Genomic DNA, 15520 nt, shown 5'->3' on the forward strand with positions numbered 1-15520 from the left:
GGTTATGACACCTCTTCACGCACCTATTTTCCCGTAAACCAAGAGGACGATAGGTTCCATCCTAAAGAAATGGTCATAGGCATTGAGATAAACAAACAGGCCAAGGCGTATCCTTTTTCTGAACTTGAAAAATTAAAGGGAAAAGTCCTCGAAGATACTTTTGCAGGCAAAAAGCTGAAAGTTAAATATAACCCCGAAGCCAAAAGCGCAGAAATTATGGACACCCATGGCAATATGCTCCCGGGAATTACAAACTTCTGGTTTGCCTGGTTTGCTTTTAATCCCGATACTGAAGTCTATCAGCACTAAATGTAGGTGGGTTTGAAGAAAAGGTTTTTTTGGAAAAACACACCGATTTAAAAGTCAATCAACAACAACCCTTATTCTCCTGAATGGATGGACAAGCCACAGTTCCATAACTGCAATACACACAGCAATCGCCTTCTTTTGGCTTAAGGATGCTTTTACATTTTTCACAGGAGTAAAAAAACTGACAGGATTCTGTAGGCATTTCTTCCATTTTTGTATGGCCGCAAACCGGACATGTAATTTCTGATTCTAAAATAACTTGGTTCATTTGAATGATTTTTAAATTTTATAATTATACCATGTAAACAATATCTGAACTTGCTGATGGGTAAGTGAGTAACATTGTTTTAATGTCTTTAGAAGTAAATCCTGCTTTTATGGCCATTGCAAAAAGGTTGATTACATCTTCAGCGTGTGGGCCAATTAAATGTGCTCCCAAAATTTTTCCGGTGTTCTTTTCAATTAGGGTTTTGTAGGCATACGTTTTTTCATTTATCCTTTTTGCTGTAAACCATCCCGGAACTGAGTTTTTATTCACTGTAAAGTCAAAGCCTTTTTCTGTTGCTTTTTCCTCGGAAAGCCCCACCGAAGCCATTGTAGGCAAGGTGAATACAACCGTAGGAATAGCGGTATAATCCGGTTTTTTGGAATTGCCTTTTGTGATGTTGGAAGCAACTATATGGCCTTCCATTACCGCTACGGGGGTAAGTGGGGGCCCATCGGTATCTGCAGCGTCACCGGCAGCATATATGTTTGGGTTGCTTGTGCTTTGTAAATATTCATTTACTTCAACCCCTCTTTTTCCAAAAGCGATATTTGCTTTTCCCAAATCGAGATCAAAAATTGCAGGAGGTCTTCCCGCAGAATTGATTACTGTTTCAGCCTCCCAGTTTTGTTCCCCGTTTCCATTTTTTCCGGTCACTTTAAAAGAATTTCCGGATTTTTCAACGGCTGTAACATTGGTGTTCAACACTACCTTTATGTTTAATTTTTTAGTAGCCTCGGTTAATTGCTCCACTATAAATGTATCGAAATTTTCCAAAGGTCGCCCGCCACGATGAAGGATGGTTACTTCGCTGCCAAAGCGGGCTGCCATATGGGCAAATTCAAAGGCAATATAACCACCACCTATAAAAACAAGCGATTTTGGAAGTTTATCGAAATTCAGGAAATCGGTGCTGGTTAAAGCATACTCTTCGCCCGGAATTCCCAAAACCCTGGGCTTTGCACCTGTAGCTATCACGATTTTTCCTGCTTCTATGGTTTCATTGCCTACCTGCAGTTGGTTTTCTGAAATAAATTTAGCCGATTGATGAAAGGTTTCAACCCCATTGTTTTTGTAGCCCTTTTCGATTTTTGGTGGCATTTCATCAACAAACTCCTGCTTGAATTTCATTGCTGCTTCCCAATTGATAGCAGGAACTTCAGAGATTTGTTTTTCGTGAAGATGCTGCGCAAAATCTCTTGCTTCAGTAGCTGCAAGCATTATTTTTTTAGGGTCGCAACCGCGCAGGGCACAGGTGCCACCATAAGGCAATTCATCTGTAATCCCTACTTTTAGGCCTTTACCGGCACATATATTGGCAATGTTCATTCCTGCCATTCCCGAACCGATTACAAAAACATCAAATTTTTTCATATCTATACCTTCTTTTTTTGAGCCTATTTCTTTTGAAAGATTGTTAATTCATTGGTTTTAAAGTTTGCTACCCACAACTCGTTCTGAGTTAGGAATACATCCGTAGGATAGTTGATTTTTTCGGTTAAAATCTGGACAAGGTTACCATCCAAATCAAAAATCAAAATCCTGTTGTTTTCTTGGTCGGTTATCGCTATGGTATTTTCTATGACATCCAATCCTGATGCTACATTAATACCTGAACCGTCCCCGATTATTGCTTTAAAAATACCTTTATTGTCAAACACCTGAACCCTATTGTTGTAAGCATCGGCAACATAGATTTGGTTTTTGTATAGCTTCACATCTGTTGGGTAATGAAATTGCCCTTTCTGGCTACCCTCTTCGCCAAAAACCAGTTCAGCGTCCTTATTTTTTAATATTATTCTGTGTTGGTAAAAGTCTGCTATGGCTATTTGTGATGTTGACACGTCTATACTTGCAGGTGCATCTAGTTGATTGATAAGGGATAAAGAATCCTTCGCATTTCCTGTAATTACCAGAATCTTATCTGAAAGATATTCAGGGATGTAAAGTTTTCCATCGAATAAATCGATATTCATAGGTCGCTGCAAATCGGTAATTGAATCCAATAATTCACCTTTACGATTAATTTTCAATGACCTGTTATGCCCCGGGTCAGAGAGCCAAATTTCACTGCCCTCAATAGCCATTGAAAGCGGGCGAACCTCTTGAGGTAGCTGTATAATTTCCTTAAACCCCCACTGTGCCGTTTCAGATTCCATTTTTGTCTTTTTGGACTCCTTGCAGGATGCCAAAAAGGCAATGACCACAAAAAACAAAACAACTTTATTCATTTGTTATCCCTTTAATGTCTCCTGCCGTAAATCCAGCATCTTTGACCCTTTTTTTGATGTCCTCTTCTAAAACGAATTGACCTTCTTTGATTACTATTGTAAAAAATGCCCCTTCTACATCAATAGTCACTTTTTCTATTGCTGTGATTTTTTTTAAATTTTTCTCTAATCCATAAGCACAAAATGGGCAGGACAAGCCTTTGACTTCCATTTTTACAGTACCTGAAAGTTCTTTGTTTTCTTGGGCAAAAGCTGTTGTAACACCGAGTGTAAACGCAAACAATAGAATGATTATTGATTTACTCATATTTTTATTTTTTTTTGATAGCGGAATTCGTGAACTACGTTTCATCTTCTTGTTTTTAAAAAATTAGTATTCTTGTTCCAATGCGAAGGATATAATCTGTTTGCTGCCCTTTGGGTGCTGATTGGTCAAGTGGTAATTGTATGCCCGATTCCAACAGTAACTTCCTGCCTGCAATAAACTGCAATCCTGGAGAGATAAAAAGTGTATTGCCAATAGCATCAAATTCGTACACCCCATTGAGTTCTAAATAGATATTCAATTGTTTTGGAGGGTATTTTTGGGGTAATAATGGAAGTCCGAAAGCAACGTTGTAAATAAAATTATCGGTCAGATGGTTGCCCTTGAATGTGTAGCCGATTTCAGAATAGATGCCAAACTTAGTGGTAACATACGCATTTGCTGTGCTTACATTGGTTTGCCACGCGTTTGCACCCAAAGGTGGCATTCCTGAATTTTTTCCTGTGGGCAGCGTTTCTGTGATTTTAAGTAAACCTCGCAAGGTTTTGGCTTTTCCGTCTACTTGGTAAAGCTGTCGCTTAACAAATAGATTAAGGTCACCTATCCCTGAATTAGTTGACATCCCATCGGGAGTGATTGCCACAAAAGGAACCACCGCACCTACCTGCCATTTGTTCGTTATATTGTATGGAATGGCTATTGGTTGAATATAGGCTTTGGCATTTTCCATTTGTACGATGTTACCAAAGGTTCTCACCCCTCTGCCCTCTATTCCCAACATAATAGGCGTTTCGGTAAATATGGGTGGTCCTTGGGCAAACATGCTAAAACTTAGCAATAGAAAGAAAGAGCGTATTATAAGCTTATAATTAAATTTCATGATGTCATTATTTAAATAAATACTTAAATAAATAAGGTAAAAAAATACTATTGCTTGCCAACCACTTTGTATCCTGTGCCATTGATGCTTTCTTCAATCTGATCCAAGCTCACTTTTGTTTGGTCAAATTCTACTTTGGCATTTGATTCTTCGTAGCTGGCATTTACGTTAAGGATACCTGGTAATTTGTTTACATCATTTTCTACGTGAGATGCACAACCATTACAAGTCATTCCTTTAATATCAAAAATAACTGTTTGTATGTCTGAGGCGTTGACTATTATAATTTCCTTGTTATCATTTGATGGATAAAAAATGTGTGCATAATTAGGAAATGTGAGCATCAAAGCTGCAAAGACGGTTACCATTCCAAGGAATTTTTTGGTCTGCCAAAAACCCGGTTTTTCATCTTCCTCACAAGAGCACTCAATTTCTTCAGCTGTTCTGGGTTTCAATTTTTGATACCAGGCAAAGCCCAAAACCAAAATGGTAATACCAATAAGATAAGGTCTTGCCGGCTCCATCCACGAGAAGGCGGATGCTGCTCCTGATGCCCCTGAGATAAGAGCCAATACAGGGGTAATGCAGCAAAGTGAGGCCGCTACTGCCGAAAACACTCCCACTCCAACAAGTTTACCTGATTTTCCTTTAGCTATGTTTTTTTCCGTGTTCATACTTTTTCTTTTTTTGAACGGTTGACGATGTGTTTAAAAAATGGTCGTAGCAAGATCAATTGCTCTTGTTTTAAAGAATAGAAAATGGTTTGTCCTTCCCTTCTTCCTTCAATGACATTTCCATCTTTTAATTTTCTAAGATGCTGTGAAATAGCCGGAACACTCATAGCTATAATATCTGAAAGATCGCAGGGGCAGAGCTCATTCTCTTCTTCTAAAAGAAATAGGATTTTTAGCCTTACTTCATTTCCTGCCAATGCCAACAGACTACTTAATTCTTTAAATGATTTATCATTGGAATGAAGTATGTCACGACAGTTTTCTATCTGGATTTTATCAGCAAAAACCCTGATACACGCTTGATTATTTTCCATAATTTTAATCTGTTTTTTTTGTTAAATGGGTTAGAGTGTGTGTGCCTTACGGTTTCCTGTTTGGAAATCAATAAAGAGACAAAGATACAATTAATTTATTATTTAAGCAAATACTTAAATATAATTAAATTTACCAACCAACATAATTAGGAGCATCAATACCCTGTATGCGTAAATAAACTACAGATTGGCCCCTGTGGTGGGTCATATGGTCCCGGATGAGGTAGAATATATTTTCTTTAGAAACTTCCAATCCCTTAAAAATGGTTTTTTGAGAAAATTCTCCGGGTTTTGAATTTTCGATTAGATAGGCCACATAATTGAACGCCGTTTCCATAATCTTGATAATGTCTTCTTTGTTCAGGGTATCTATAGCCGCTTTATCAAAAAACACCTTTTTTTCTTCAGAAATAAACTGTGTTAAAAAAGAGATATTACTCACTATATGGAGCTGCTGTTCTTTAAAACTCATGCCTTCCGGATAAGTTTTAGAATCATAAAGGCTTTCCGGCATTGCTTCAGCCACAGCTATAGAGTACTGTGCTGCTCGCTCCCAAACTTTTGGGTACTCATCTATAAAATACACTTGTGCGTTAGTTTCATTTATATTGAAGATAAGATAAAGAACAACCAATAGGAACAATCTTTTCATTTCTTTATTTTTAATGACTAAAGGTAATAAATTAGATTTTTAAGAAAAAAGAAATAACTGTAATCGTTGCTAAAATTACCAAATCAGCGGTAACCAACTTAAAACTTATTTAAAAATAAACAGCCCGATTATTCCAAAAGAAACTATTAGGATGCCCATGGTAATTATAATTTCATCCTGAGTGCAACTTTTTGCAAAATCATCGCATTTTCCAATAAGCTTTTCGTAAAATTTTTTGACATATATTTTCATAATTAAACTGGTTTAATTTAAGAACTCGTTTAAACTTTTTATAATTATAAAGGGCACTAAACAAACCTTATTGAACTCATCTTGAATAGTTCATTTACTATAAAGTTTAAAGTGTCAATGGTTTTACTACAATTACTGTGTTATTTATATAACGTTAGATTCCTTATGTCTTATTGTTTCCAAGAAAGTCTCCTGTCCTGTGTTATTGTTTTTAGTATTTATAGTTTTTTCCTTTATCACTTTCCATCTCCACGCCCAAACTTAAAACCATCCTGTTCACAAAATTAAAATAAGAAACCACCAATGCAGCATCAAGGATGGCTTCATCATTAAACCCCACTTCCCTTAATTCCTGGGTCAACGTCCCGTAATCCTTAATATCACTATTTTTGGTCAGGGCTTCGGAAAAAACACATAAAGCCAAATCCTTGGGGTCAAGGCCGATCATTAAAAAATTATTCTTTAGTTTTCCTATTTTTTCTTCATCTTTCCAGTATTTATTTAGGGCACTGGCATGGTGCTCTATACAGTAATTGCAATTATTGGTCTTTGATGTTATTACGGCCATCATTTCTCGTTGTGCCCTTGTTAATTCAGATTTGGAGTACATAATTTCCATATACAAATCCATGTGCTTGACGATACTCTCTGGCCGCAGGCTCTGAATTTTATGTACTTCGGCAATATTACCACGATTTTGTTCTATTTCAGAATATATTTCTTTGAGGCGGCCCTGTGCCTCTTCGGGTTGAATTATTTTAATTTTTGCCATTGATTTTATTTTTTTGATGGTCCTGTTCTGAGACTCCTTTATTTTTAATTTCATTTTTTTCCGAAAGGCTAAGGGCGTACCAAAAAGGTAAGGCTACCAGGAATATCCCTCCCAAAATATTTCCTATCGCGGCGGGGATAAGATTCCAAAATATTGCATTTTCCCAACCAGGGCCATTACCGGTAGGCATAATCAACGAAAAATAGCCCATATTGGCAGGACTATGTTGGAAGTTTGCCGCTACAAAAACGCTAACGGCAAGAAAAATAGGAATATATTTTCCGATAATTGTTTTTCCCATTATGGCAAAAACTGCAGCAATGCCAACCAGCCAATTTCCGAACATTCCACTAATAACGGCCTGAAACCAATGCTGAGTATCATGACCTCTAAAATAGTACATTTTCTTGTCAATAATATGGGAAAGAGTTTCTGACACCTCTACAGGATATTCATGAGCATAGTTGATTCCTAAACCCACAAAATAGGCACCTATGGCATTTCCTAAGATAGTAACTCCCCAAAATTTAAGGGATCCCAAAATAAGTTCCCTGTTATTACAATCTAAAAGTGAGGCCGGCAATACCACATTGGTTTCAGAAAAAAGCAAGGAACCGGACAGAATAACCATAAAGAAGCCTACAGAAAAGCCAAAACCTTGCAGTAAAAGTACTGTTCCGGTAGTTTCTACACCTGCTGAAATCAAAATTGAAAATAAAGCCCCAAAAGTTATAAATGCACCTCCCATAATAGAAAGGATAAGCGCTTTTAAAAAGGTATAGCCCTTTAGGTTCCGCCAGGTTTCACGGCTCATTTCATGGACAACTTTGTGAACATCAAGAAATCGATTATCCATCTGATAAAATTGATTAATTAAAATATGAACTCAACTCTTTTTTTAAATTTTCCCATTGGCCTTTATCACCACTAATTACCTGTGCAACTTCCTTAATTTTGGAGGTTCCAAAACCTATGGCTTCTTTAAAGCCTATATGCGGAGGCAAGGATAGTGCACCACTAGAAACCACCGCATCTATAATAAATGGTTTTTTACTTTTTTTAGCTTGTATGATGGCTTCCTCAATTTCCGTAGCCTGTTCTACTCGTATTCCATCCCCACCGCAGAGTTTGGCATATTCGGCAAAATTAACATTGGTCTCGTGAAGCGCATCTAGACTAGGGACTAGCCCAACCTGTTCCATCTCCAGTTTGACAAAGCTAAGCTCAGAATTATTGAAAATAAGTACTTTTAAGGGAAGATTATGCTTAACGGCAGTGATAAAATCCTGCATGGCCATATTAAACGCACCATCACCACTCAAACACCAAATCTCTCTATTTGGATTAGCAAATTGAGCCCCGATAGCTGCAGGCAATCCTACTGCCATAGAGCCGTGATTAAAAGAACCGATTATGCGTCTTTGACCATGGAAAGAAATATGATGGGCTGCCCAAATCGCTGAGGTTCCCGTTTCTATGGTAAAAATAGCATCATTGGAAGCATGTTTGTTTACTAAACCTGCAAATATTTGTGGTTGTAAGGGTTCCTGATCGCGTTCCGATGAAGCCTGATTGGCCATATTTTTCTTCCAATCCCCAAAGCTCTTTACTAACTTGTCAAGAAAATCAGAATTTTTCTTTTCTTCTATTTTTGGCAGCAGCATATCCAAAAATGAAGATATATCGCTCCATACGCCTAAATCCACAGCCGTTCTGTTACCAATACTTTCCTGCCGTATATCTACTTGTATGGTTTTGGTTTTGTGGGGCAAAAAGTCAATATAGGGGAAATCTGTACCAAGCATAAGCAACAAATCACAGTTCATAACCGCATTATAACCTGATGGATTTCCGATTAAGCCGGTAAGGCCTACTACATTTTCCGTCTCGTGGTCAAAAATATCGCTTGCACGCAAGCTGTGGGTAATGGGAGCTTTTAATTTCCTTGATAGTTCCAAAACTGTATTTCTGCTTTCACGACAACCCTCTCCAGCCAAAATTCCGACTGTTTTTGCCTCATTTAAAAAGCTTGCCGCTTTAGTAACCGTTTCTTCTGATGGCACCAATTTTGAAATATATTGTTTTATGGAATGCACAAACTCTTCGTTTTTGGCATCCATTTCGGCTATATCTGCCGCTAATTCAATTCTGCATACCGCATTGTTGGCCAACGCAATTTTAATGGCACGTTGAATCACCATAGGAGCCTGTTCCGGGGTTTTTATAATGGCTTGATAATCACAAACATCATCAAATACTTTCTTTAAATCCACTTCCTGAAAATAATTGGTCCCTTGTTGCTTTTGAGGGATCTGTCCTGTAATTGCAATTACGGGCGTTCGTTCTTTTTTAGCATTGTAAAGACCATTGATGAGATGGAGCGCTCCGGGTCCTACTGTTCCCGCACAAACCCCTAATTCCCCAGAAGTCTGACTTTGTCCAAAAGCCGCATAGGAGGCATTGCCTTCATGTTTCATTCCTATCCAGTCCACGTCATTACGTTCCTCGATTGCTTTTACCAAAAAATTTAAGGCATCGCCCATCACGCCATAAATATGGGAAACCCCCGTATTAACGAGAATATCCAGGAGCTGTTCAGATACATTTTTAGACATATAATCTATTTTAGTTTTTTCTATCTATACTCCGGATTTTCAAAATTCCATCTTGTACCATCATCCCATTCTTTTCTCGAATTCCCATAGGCAGGATATCCGCCCCGGTCTTTCAACATTTTGGCCAGATGCATCAAGTTATAGGTCATGAAGGTAGTATTCCTGTTGGTAAAATCTGAATCATACCCAACAGGTGGTTCTATTTTCTTACCATTCCATTCTGTATCACCATAGCTGGGGCCGGGACCAACTTCCCCAATCCAGCCAGCGTCTGCTTGCGGAGGTATGCTGTATCCCAAATGTTGTAGTGCATACAGGATTCCCATAGCACAGTGCTTAACACCGTCTTCATTTCCTGTTACCAAACAACCTCCTGCTTTGCCGTAATATATATACTGACCTTTATCGTTTTGATAGCCACTCATGGCATACAAACGTTCAATCAATTTTGAAGCGACAGAGGAACGTTCGCCCAACCAAATGGGTGTTCCAATAATCAGGATATTAGCAGCATCTATTTTTTTGTAGAGTTCCGGCCAGTCGTCATTGGCTTCCCCTTCTGTGGTCATATCGGGTTGAACACCAACAGGGATATCATAATCTGCAAAACGAATAAACTCCACAGCGACCCCTTCAGATTTCATAATATTAGCAGAGAGATCCATCAAAATACGGGTATGACTTTGAGTTGGGGATTTTTTTAAGGTGCAGTTGACATACACGGCTTTTAAATCAGAGAAATCATTTTTCATAGTAACAGTTATTTTGTTTGTTGTTAAGTCGAAATGATTCTTCAATCATTACCGTTTGGCCGATTTTTTTTATTGTTTTAGTGGATTTACTTTAATTCAAATACAAAAAGATTACCCCTTTTGACATTTCTTCTCTGCCATTTCCAGTTTCTTAAATCAAACAGGCAATAGGTAAAAATACCCTTATTATCTCAGTAAAGATAGCTGCAAGCCATTGTATGTGCTCTCATTTATTAAATTGTAAGGATTGTTAATATTAACGACTTACCTATTGTGGTTTTTATTAGCCTAAAGTATGAATACTGTTTTAAGAGAATGAACTATATTTAATCTCACTTTTAGTCTTGATAGATCACTCTTGCTATCCTTTAATCTAACCCAAACATAATGAAAACAAAAATAGATATACCCAATTCCAATGGCGAAACCCTCCACGCTACTCTGGAGCTACCTCCCAATAAAAAAGTAAAACAATATGCCATTTTTGCCCATTGTTTCACATGCAGTAGCCAATTGTCAATTGTTAGGACCATTAGTAACGAACTTACGCAATACGGTTTCGGAGTGCTTCGGTTTGATTTTACAGGCCTTGGAATGAGTGAGGGTGAATTTGCAGACACCAATTTCAGCCATAATTTGCAAGATTTAATCACTGTAAATGATTATTTGGAAACACATTACCAAGCACCAACATTATTAATAGGCCATTCACTGGGTGGTGTAGCTGTTTTGGTCTCCGCCGGCAAACTAAGCAACATTAAAGCTGTTGCCACCATTGGTGCTCCAGCCGATGCGCTACATGTAAGTCATTTATTGGGAAACAAAGAAGATATTATTAAAAAGGGCGAAGCAGCAATTTCCATTGGTGGCCGACCTTTTAAAATTAAAAAACACTTTTTAGAAGATTTAGAAAATCACGATACCAAAAAAATCATCCCAAAACTGCGCATTCCCATACTTATCCTGCACTCACCACAAGACACCGTGGTGGGTATAGAAAACGCAGCAAAAATTTACCAGCTGGCACACCACCCAAAAAGTTTTATCAGCCTAGATGGTGCAGATCATTTGTTATCCAAAAAAGCTGATAGTCTGTATGCAGCACGCTCTATTGCAACCTGGGCAGACAGGTATTTAAACATTTCTGAAGAACAAGAAAAACAGCTCAAACCGGAAAATGCACAGGTGGTGGCTCATTTAGATTTGCAAAACAATTTCACCACTCAAATTTCAAACGGAAGGAACAGCCTTGTAGCCGATGAACCTAAAAATGTAGGTGGCGATGATCTGGGTTTAGCACCTTTTGAATTGCTGCAAGCTGCTTTGGGTGCTTGCACAAATATGACCCTAAAACTTTATGCAGAACGCAAAAAATGGGATTTAAAAGAGGTTTATACCCATATGAGCTTTGTTAGAGATAATCAAGATAATGAAAAAATAGAAACCATCACCAAAAAAATAGAATTGGAAGGCAATTTAACCGATGAACAAAAAGAACGTTTGATAGAAATTGCGGCTAAATGTCCTGTAAATAAAACACTTCTTAATGGCGTAAATATTAAAACAGAAAAAATATAAACCGTTATGAATCTACCAGCCATTAAACAATTTATTCTTGACAAGATCAACGAGAATAGCTCAAAAAACATCTACACAGACCTGCAATGGTTGTATAGAATTGAAAAAAACCTCACCTTATTGATTAAAAACAAAGAGGATGATATCGAAAGTGACGCTATCATTTTCCTAGCGACCTACATTGTTTTATTGAATTATTTAAACGAAAATCATACGTTTTATGAATTTAAAAAAGAAGAGTTTGAGAAAAGTGCTCAAATAATTCAAGACCAATTTTCAATTGACGAAAAATCAATTCACAAAGCACTTAATGTAATTAACGAAACCTTCCTGAATGACAAACAAACAAGTATAACTTCAAAAATATTAAATGACACCTTTTTAATGGATATATCTTGTCCAATAAATGGAGAAAATCGTTTATTTAAAGTGTACGACCAATTGGTGGCCAAAGGTGTTTTTAGCACTAAAAACCATTGGTATGATAAAAACTTAGCCTATTTAGATAATAAATCATTTCAAACAGATTATGCCAAGGAGCATTTTTCTAAACATAAAAAGAACATTCAAAAGAAACTCAAAAAAGAACAAAAAAAAGTACTTCGCCAAAATGATTTAATATTAGAGAAAGAGCTGAATATTAACGAAAATGAACTCAATCAATTAAAAAAACAACTATCAAAAATAAAGAACCGAGATGATAGAGGCATCCAAACACTTTTTAGAACCACATCAAAAAATCACTATACACTAAAAAAATTGGTGGATGACAAAGCGCGAATAATGATTACTATCAACACGATAGTTCTTTCTCTAATCATTGGACGTGTGATCGGAAGTGAAGACTCGACAAACATAAATAGTCAGCTTCCATTTATTATCCTTGCATTTGTAAATGTCTTTTCAATATTGTTTGCAGTGCTGGGTATAAGACCCATAATAGCCCAAGGTAAATTTACAGAGGAGCAAATTAGAAACAAACAAGGAAACCTTTTATACTTTGGTAATTTTCACAAGATGAAATATCCCGATTTTGAGTGGGGATTTTTACAACTTCTCAATGATAAAGATTATATGTATTTATCATTGATAAGGGACTTGTACTACCAAGGTGTTGAGTTGCAAAAAAAATTCAAATTTATTCGGCTTTCACTCAATATTTTTTTAGCAGGAATCATCATAACCACCACCATTTATTTAATCTTCACAATCAATGCGTGTAATCTTTAAAATAACCGTTTTAAGCTTTTACTCGATTTTATTGTCAAATTGTGCCACTTTCAACAAGCAGGTAAATAGCTCAATAAATAGTGAGGAAAATCAAACTAATGAGCCTATATCACATCGCTTCTACTTAATAGGAGATGGTGGCTATACGAATAGAAAAGATGAAAATACACTTTTTCTTCAAATAAGAGATTCACTAAACAAGGAAAACGAAAACACGACAGTACTCTTTTTAGGCGATAATATTTATCCGAAAGGGATGCCAAAAGAAAATAGTAAGCACCGCAAAAACGCAGAACAAGCACTGCAAAATCAAATCAATATTGTCAAAAATTTTAATGGACAAACCATTTTTATACCCGGCAATCACGACTGGTACAACAAGAGTGTTAAAGGTTTAAAGCGGCAAGAAAAATTTATAGAAAACGCCTTGGGTAAAAACACCTTTTTACCTGAAAATGGCTGCCCGCTAGAAAAGGTGAAGATATCAGATGATATCGTGCTTCTTATCGTAGATTCGCAATGGTATATTACCAACTGGGACAACCATCCTACCATCAATGATGACTGCGATATTAAAACCCGAAACCAATTTTTAGACGAATTACTCAGCGAAATTAAAAAAGCTCAAGACAAAACCACTATCATAGCCTTACATCACCCACTATTTTCTAATGGTCCACACGGCGGTCAATACAGCTTTCAAGATCATTTAAAGCCATTACCCATATTAGGTACAATCAAAAACATTTTAAGGACCACCACAGGTGTATCAAATGCAGATTTAAGTAATGTACACTACAACGATTTAGCCAAAAATCTACAGACTTTTGCCAAATATAATGACGGCGTTATATTTGTTTCAGGTCACGAACATAGCTTGCAATATATTGTAGAAGACAACATTCCTCAAATCATTAGTGGGAGCGCCTCAAAAAAAACACCAACCCGTTTACCTAAGCACCATCAATTTTCCTATGGCGAAAATGGCTATGCCGTACTTGATGTTTATAAGAATGGTGCCACAACGGTAAAATTTATTTCTGCCAAACAAATAGAGTATGAAACCACCATCTTTAAAGCTCAAAATACCGAATTACAATCATCATTCAAAGCCATTGCCTTAGATTCTGTAAGTGCTTCTATTTATACCGAAAATGAAGTCAATAAAAGTGGTTTTCATAAATTTTTATGGGGTGAGCGGTATAGAAAATACTATGCACTTCCCGTAAAAGCACCCATAGCTTACCTAGATACTTTATACGGCGGGCTTACACCTTTTAGAAAAGGCGGTGGCACCCAATCAAAATCACTTCATCTTAAAGATGCCAATGGCCAAAGATTTGTAATTCGGGCAATGAAAAAACAACCTTCACAATACTTGCAGGCTACTATTTTTAAAGACCAATATATTCAACCTGAATTAGAAAATACCGCAACTGAAAATCTTGTTAAAGATGTGTTTACAGGCTCTTATCCTTATGCGCCTTTAATCACAGGAACACTTTCTGATGCCATAGGATTAGCGCATTTAAATCCACAGCTTATTTATGTGCCAAAACAAAATGCTTTAGCAAGCTTCAATAATGAATTTGGTGATGAATTGTATATTATTGAAGAACACGCATCAGATGGTCATAAACATTTAGGGACAGAAAATTTTACTGGCAAAATTGTTAGTACAGATGATATGCTTATAGAAATAACAAAAAAAGAATCTGCTATCGTTGATCAAAAAGAATACCTCAAAGCTCGATTGTTTGATATGCTTATAGGCGATTGGGATCGCCACCAAGACCAATGGCGATGGATGGAATACAAAGAAAATGGCCAAAAAATATACAAACCACTTCCAAGAGATAGAGATCAGGCTTTCTCAAAAATGTCAGACGGCTTTTTACTAGGCGCTGCGGTTATTTTAATTCCGCAGGCCAAATTATTGCGAAAATTTGAACCCAACATCAGCTCTATTAAAGGTTTTAATTTTGAACCGCTGCCACTAGATATTACTATTTTAGAAACCTTAGATAAAAACCTTTGGGAACAAACCGCACTTTATATTCATCAGCAAATAACAGATGTTGTGATTGAAGATGCTTTTAAAAACATTCCTATAGAATTGCAAGACCAAAGCATCGAAGAAATCAAACATATTTTAAAACAACGTCGTGAAAATTTACAGGATATAGCCACAAGATATTATAACTATTTATCTAAATACCGAATTTTAAAAGCCACCAATAAAGATGATTACATCAAAATTATTGCAAAAGATAATGGCGAATTGGAAGTTTATTTTTCAAGAATTATAAAAGGCGAAATTCAAAAACCATTTTATACAGAAACTCTTTACCCGGGCCAAACCAAAGAACTTTGGGTTTATGGACTTGATGATACTGACACCTTTGAAGTAACCGGAAAAAGTAAAAAAATAAAAATAAAACTCATTGGTGGTCAAAACAACGACACCTACATTATAGAAAAAGGGAAGAACATTACTATTTATGATTTTAAATCGAAAAAAAATAATGTTGAAAACGCCAAAAAGGCCACTATAAAGCTCCGAGATGATTATGAACTAAACACTTACAATTACAAAAAACATAAGTACACATTCAAACAACTACTACCCAGCTTAGGTTATAATCCCGATGAAGGTTTGATTGTTGGAGCC

At 36.7% G+C, this 15520-nt stretch carries 16 protein-coding genes; 4 read left to right on the forward strand and 12 right to left on the reverse strand.

Annotation, left to right across the window (positions count from 1 at the left end):
• The coding region (locus tag AC6F75_RS05090) for a DUF3179 domain-containing (seleno)protein (RefSeq protein WP_500713866.1) at positions 1 to 309 on the forward strand (309 nt) is incomplete at its 5' end.
• A gap of 58 nt (positions 310 to 367) precedes the next feature.
• Here the strand turns inward: AC6F75_RS05090 and AC6F75_RS05095 are convergent.
• The 12 genes from AC6F75_RS05095 to AC6F75_RS05150 form a co-directional block, all read right to left on the reverse strand.
• Positions 368 to 577 carry a GDCCVxC domain-containing (seleno)protein gene (locus tag AC6F75_RS05095; RefSeq protein WP_500713867.1) on the reverse strand — a complete coding sequence of 70 codons (210 nt, stop codon included), beginning with the start codon at positions 575 to 577 and terminating at the stop codon, positions 368 to 370.
• A gap of 24 nt (positions 578 to 601) precedes the next feature.
• On the reverse strand, positions 602 to 1948 hold the full coding sequence (locus tag AC6F75_RS05100; RefSeq protein ID WP_500713868.1) for an FAD-dependent oxidoreductase: 1347 nt from the start codon (positions 1946 to 1948) through the stop codon (positions 602 to 604).
• 23 nt (positions 1949 to 1971) lie between these two features.
• Entirely contained in the window at positions 1972 to 2805 is an 834-nt protein-coding gene (locus AC6F75_RS05105) for a 6-bladed beta-propeller (protein WP_500713869.1), read from the reverse strand.
• The gene (locus tag AC6F75_RS05110; protein WP_500713871.1) at positions 2798 to 3157 is read right to left on the reverse strand and encodes a cation transporter; all 360 of its coding nucleotides are present in this window, start codon (positions 3155 to 3157) and stop codon (positions 2798 to 2800) included. Before AC6F75_RS05110 ends, AC6F75_RS05105 begins: the two co-directional genes overlap by 8 nt.
• A 10-nt stretch (positions 3158 to 3167) precedes the next feature.
• Positions 3168 to 3851, reverse strand: a complete 684-nt coding sequence (locus AC6F75_RS05115) for a hypothetical protein (RefSeq protein ID WP_500713872.1) — start codon at positions 3849 to 3851, stop codon at positions 3168 to 3170.
• A 146-nt stretch (positions 3852 to 3997) separates the two neighbouring features.
• A complete protein-coding gene (gene merTP, locus AC6F75_RS05120; RefSeq protein ID WP_500713873.1) occupies positions 3998 to 4624 on the reverse strand; it encodes a mercuric transport protein MerTP in 627 nt (208 codons plus the stop codon).
• Entirely contained in the window at positions 4621 to 4998 is a 378-nt protein-coding gene (locus AC6F75_RS05125) for a metalloregulator ArsR/SmtB family transcription factor (protein WP_500713874.1), read from the reverse strand. The genes merTP and AC6F75_RS05125 overlap by 4 nt, the downstream gene beginning before the upstream one ends.
• Positions 4999 to 5128: 130 nt before the next feature.
• A complete protein-coding gene (locus tag AC6F75_RS05130; RefSeq protein WP_500713875.1) occupies positions 5129 to 5650 on the reverse strand; it encodes a DinB family protein in 522 nt (173 codons plus the stop codon).
• 463 nt (positions 5651 to 6113) lie between these two features.
• A complete protein-coding gene (locus tag AC6F75_RS05135) occupies positions 6114 to 6674 on the reverse strand; it encodes a peroxidase-related enzyme (RefSeq protein WP_500713876.1) in 561 nt (186 codons plus the stop codon).
• The gene (locus AC6F75_RS05140) at positions 6661 to 7530 is read right to left on the reverse strand and encodes a formate/nitrite transporter family protein (protein WP_500713878.1); all 870 of its coding nucleotides are present in this window, start codon (positions 7528 to 7530) and stop codon (positions 6661 to 6663) included. The genes AC6F75_RS05135 and AC6F75_RS05140 overlap by 14 nt, the downstream gene beginning before the upstream one ends.
• Before the next feature lie 13 nt (positions 7531 to 7543).
• A complete protein-coding gene (locus AC6F75_RS05145) occupies positions 7544 to 9289 on the reverse strand; it encodes a thiamine pyrophosphate-dependent enzyme (RefSeq protein ID WP_500713879.1) in 1746 nt (581 codons plus the stop codon).
• A 20-nt stretch (positions 9290 to 9309) separates the two neighbouring features.
• On the reverse strand, positions 9310 to 10041 hold the full coding sequence (locus tag AC6F75_RS05150; protein WP_500713880.1) for an NAD(P)H-dependent oxidoreductase: 732 nt from the start codon (positions 10039 to 10041) through the stop codon (positions 9310 to 9312).
• 387 nt (positions 10042 to 10428) lie between these two features.
• On the opposite strand from AC6F75_RS05150, the gene AC6F75_RS05155 reads away from it, so the two are divergent.
• From AC6F75_RS05155 to AC6F75_RS05165, 3 genes are all read left to right on the forward strand, one after another.
• A complete protein-coding gene (locus tag AC6F75_RS05155) occupies positions 10429 to 11619 on the forward strand; it encodes an alpha/beta fold hydrolase (RefSeq protein ID WP_500713881.1) in 1191 nt (396 codons plus the stop codon).
• Positions 11620 to 11625: 6 nt separating this feature from the next.
• The gene (locus tag AC6F75_RS05160) at positions 11626 to 12849 is read left to right on the forward strand and encodes a Pycsar system effector family protein (RefSeq protein WP_500713882.1); all 1224 of its coding nucleotides are present in this window, start codon (positions 11626 to 11628) and stop codon (positions 12847 to 12849) included.
• Positions 12833 to 15520, forward strand: a 2688-nt coding sequence (locus tag AC6F75_RS05165; protein WP_500713883.1) for a metallophosphoesterase, incomplete at its 3' end; no start/stop codon positions are given. The genes AC6F75_RS05160 and AC6F75_RS05165, both read left to right, overlap by 17 nt.

It is taken from the genome of Planktosalinus sp., from assembly GCF_059864935.1.

Bases quoted from the DNA above. Each gene is read 5' to 3' on its own strand.
- AC6F75_RS05155 (WP_500713881.1), top strand. From the start codon at position 10,429: ATGAAAACAAAAATAGATATACCCAATTCCAATGGCGAAACCCTCCAC.
- AC6F75_RS05110 (WP_500713871.1), bottom strand. From the start codon at position 3,157: ATGAAACGTAGTTCACGAATTCCGCTATCAAAAAAAAATAAAAATATG.
- merTP (WP_500713873.1), bottom strand. From the start codon at position 4,624: ATGAACACGGAAAAAAACATAGCTAAAGGAAAATCAGGTAAACTTGTT.
- AC6F75_RS05125 (WP_500713874.1), bottom strand. From the start codon at position 4,998: ATGGAAAATAATCAAGCGTGTATCAGGGTTTTTGCTGATAAAATCCAG.
- AC6F75_RS05135 (WP_500713876.1), bottom strand. From the start codon at position 6,674: ATGGCAAAAATTAAAATAATTCAACCCGAAGAGGCACAGGGCCGCCTC.
- AC6F75_RS05115 (WP_500713872.1), bottom strand. From the start codon at position 3,851: ATGTTGGGAATAGAGGGCAGAGGGGTGAGAACCTTTGGTAACATCGTA.
- AC6F75_RS05130 (WP_500713875.1), bottom strand. From the start codon at position 5,650: ATGAAAAGATTGTTCCTATTGGTTGTTCTTTATCTTATCTTCAATATA.
- AC6F75_RS05145 (WP_500713879.1), bottom strand. From the start codon at position 9,289: ATGTCTAAAAATGTATCTGAACAGCTCCTGGATATTCTCGTTAATACG.
- AC6F75_RS05160 (WP_500713882.1), top strand. From the start codon at position 11,626: ATGAATCTACCAGCCATTAAACAATTTATTCTTGACAAGATCAACGAG.
- AC6F75_RS05095 (WP_500713867.1), bottom strand. From the start codon at position 577: ATGAACCAAGTTATTTTAGAATCAGAAATTACATGTCCGGTTTGCGGC.
- AC6F75_RS05140 (WP_500713878.1), bottom strand. From the start codon at position 7,530: ATGGATAATCGATTTCTTGATGTTCACAAAGTTGTCCATGAAATGAGC.
- AC6F75_RS05105 (WP_500713869.1), bottom strand. From the start codon at position 2,805: ATGAATAAAGTTGTTTTGTTTTTTGTGGTCATTGCCTTTTTGGCATCC.
- AC6F75_RS05100 (WP_500713868.1), bottom strand. From the start codon at position 1,948: ATGAAAAAATTTGATGTTTTTGTAATCGGTTCGGGAATGGCAGGAATG.
- AC6F75_RS05150 (WP_500713880.1), bottom strand. From the start codon at position 10,041: ATGAAAAATGATTTCTCTGATTTAAAAGCCGTGTATGTCAACTGCACC.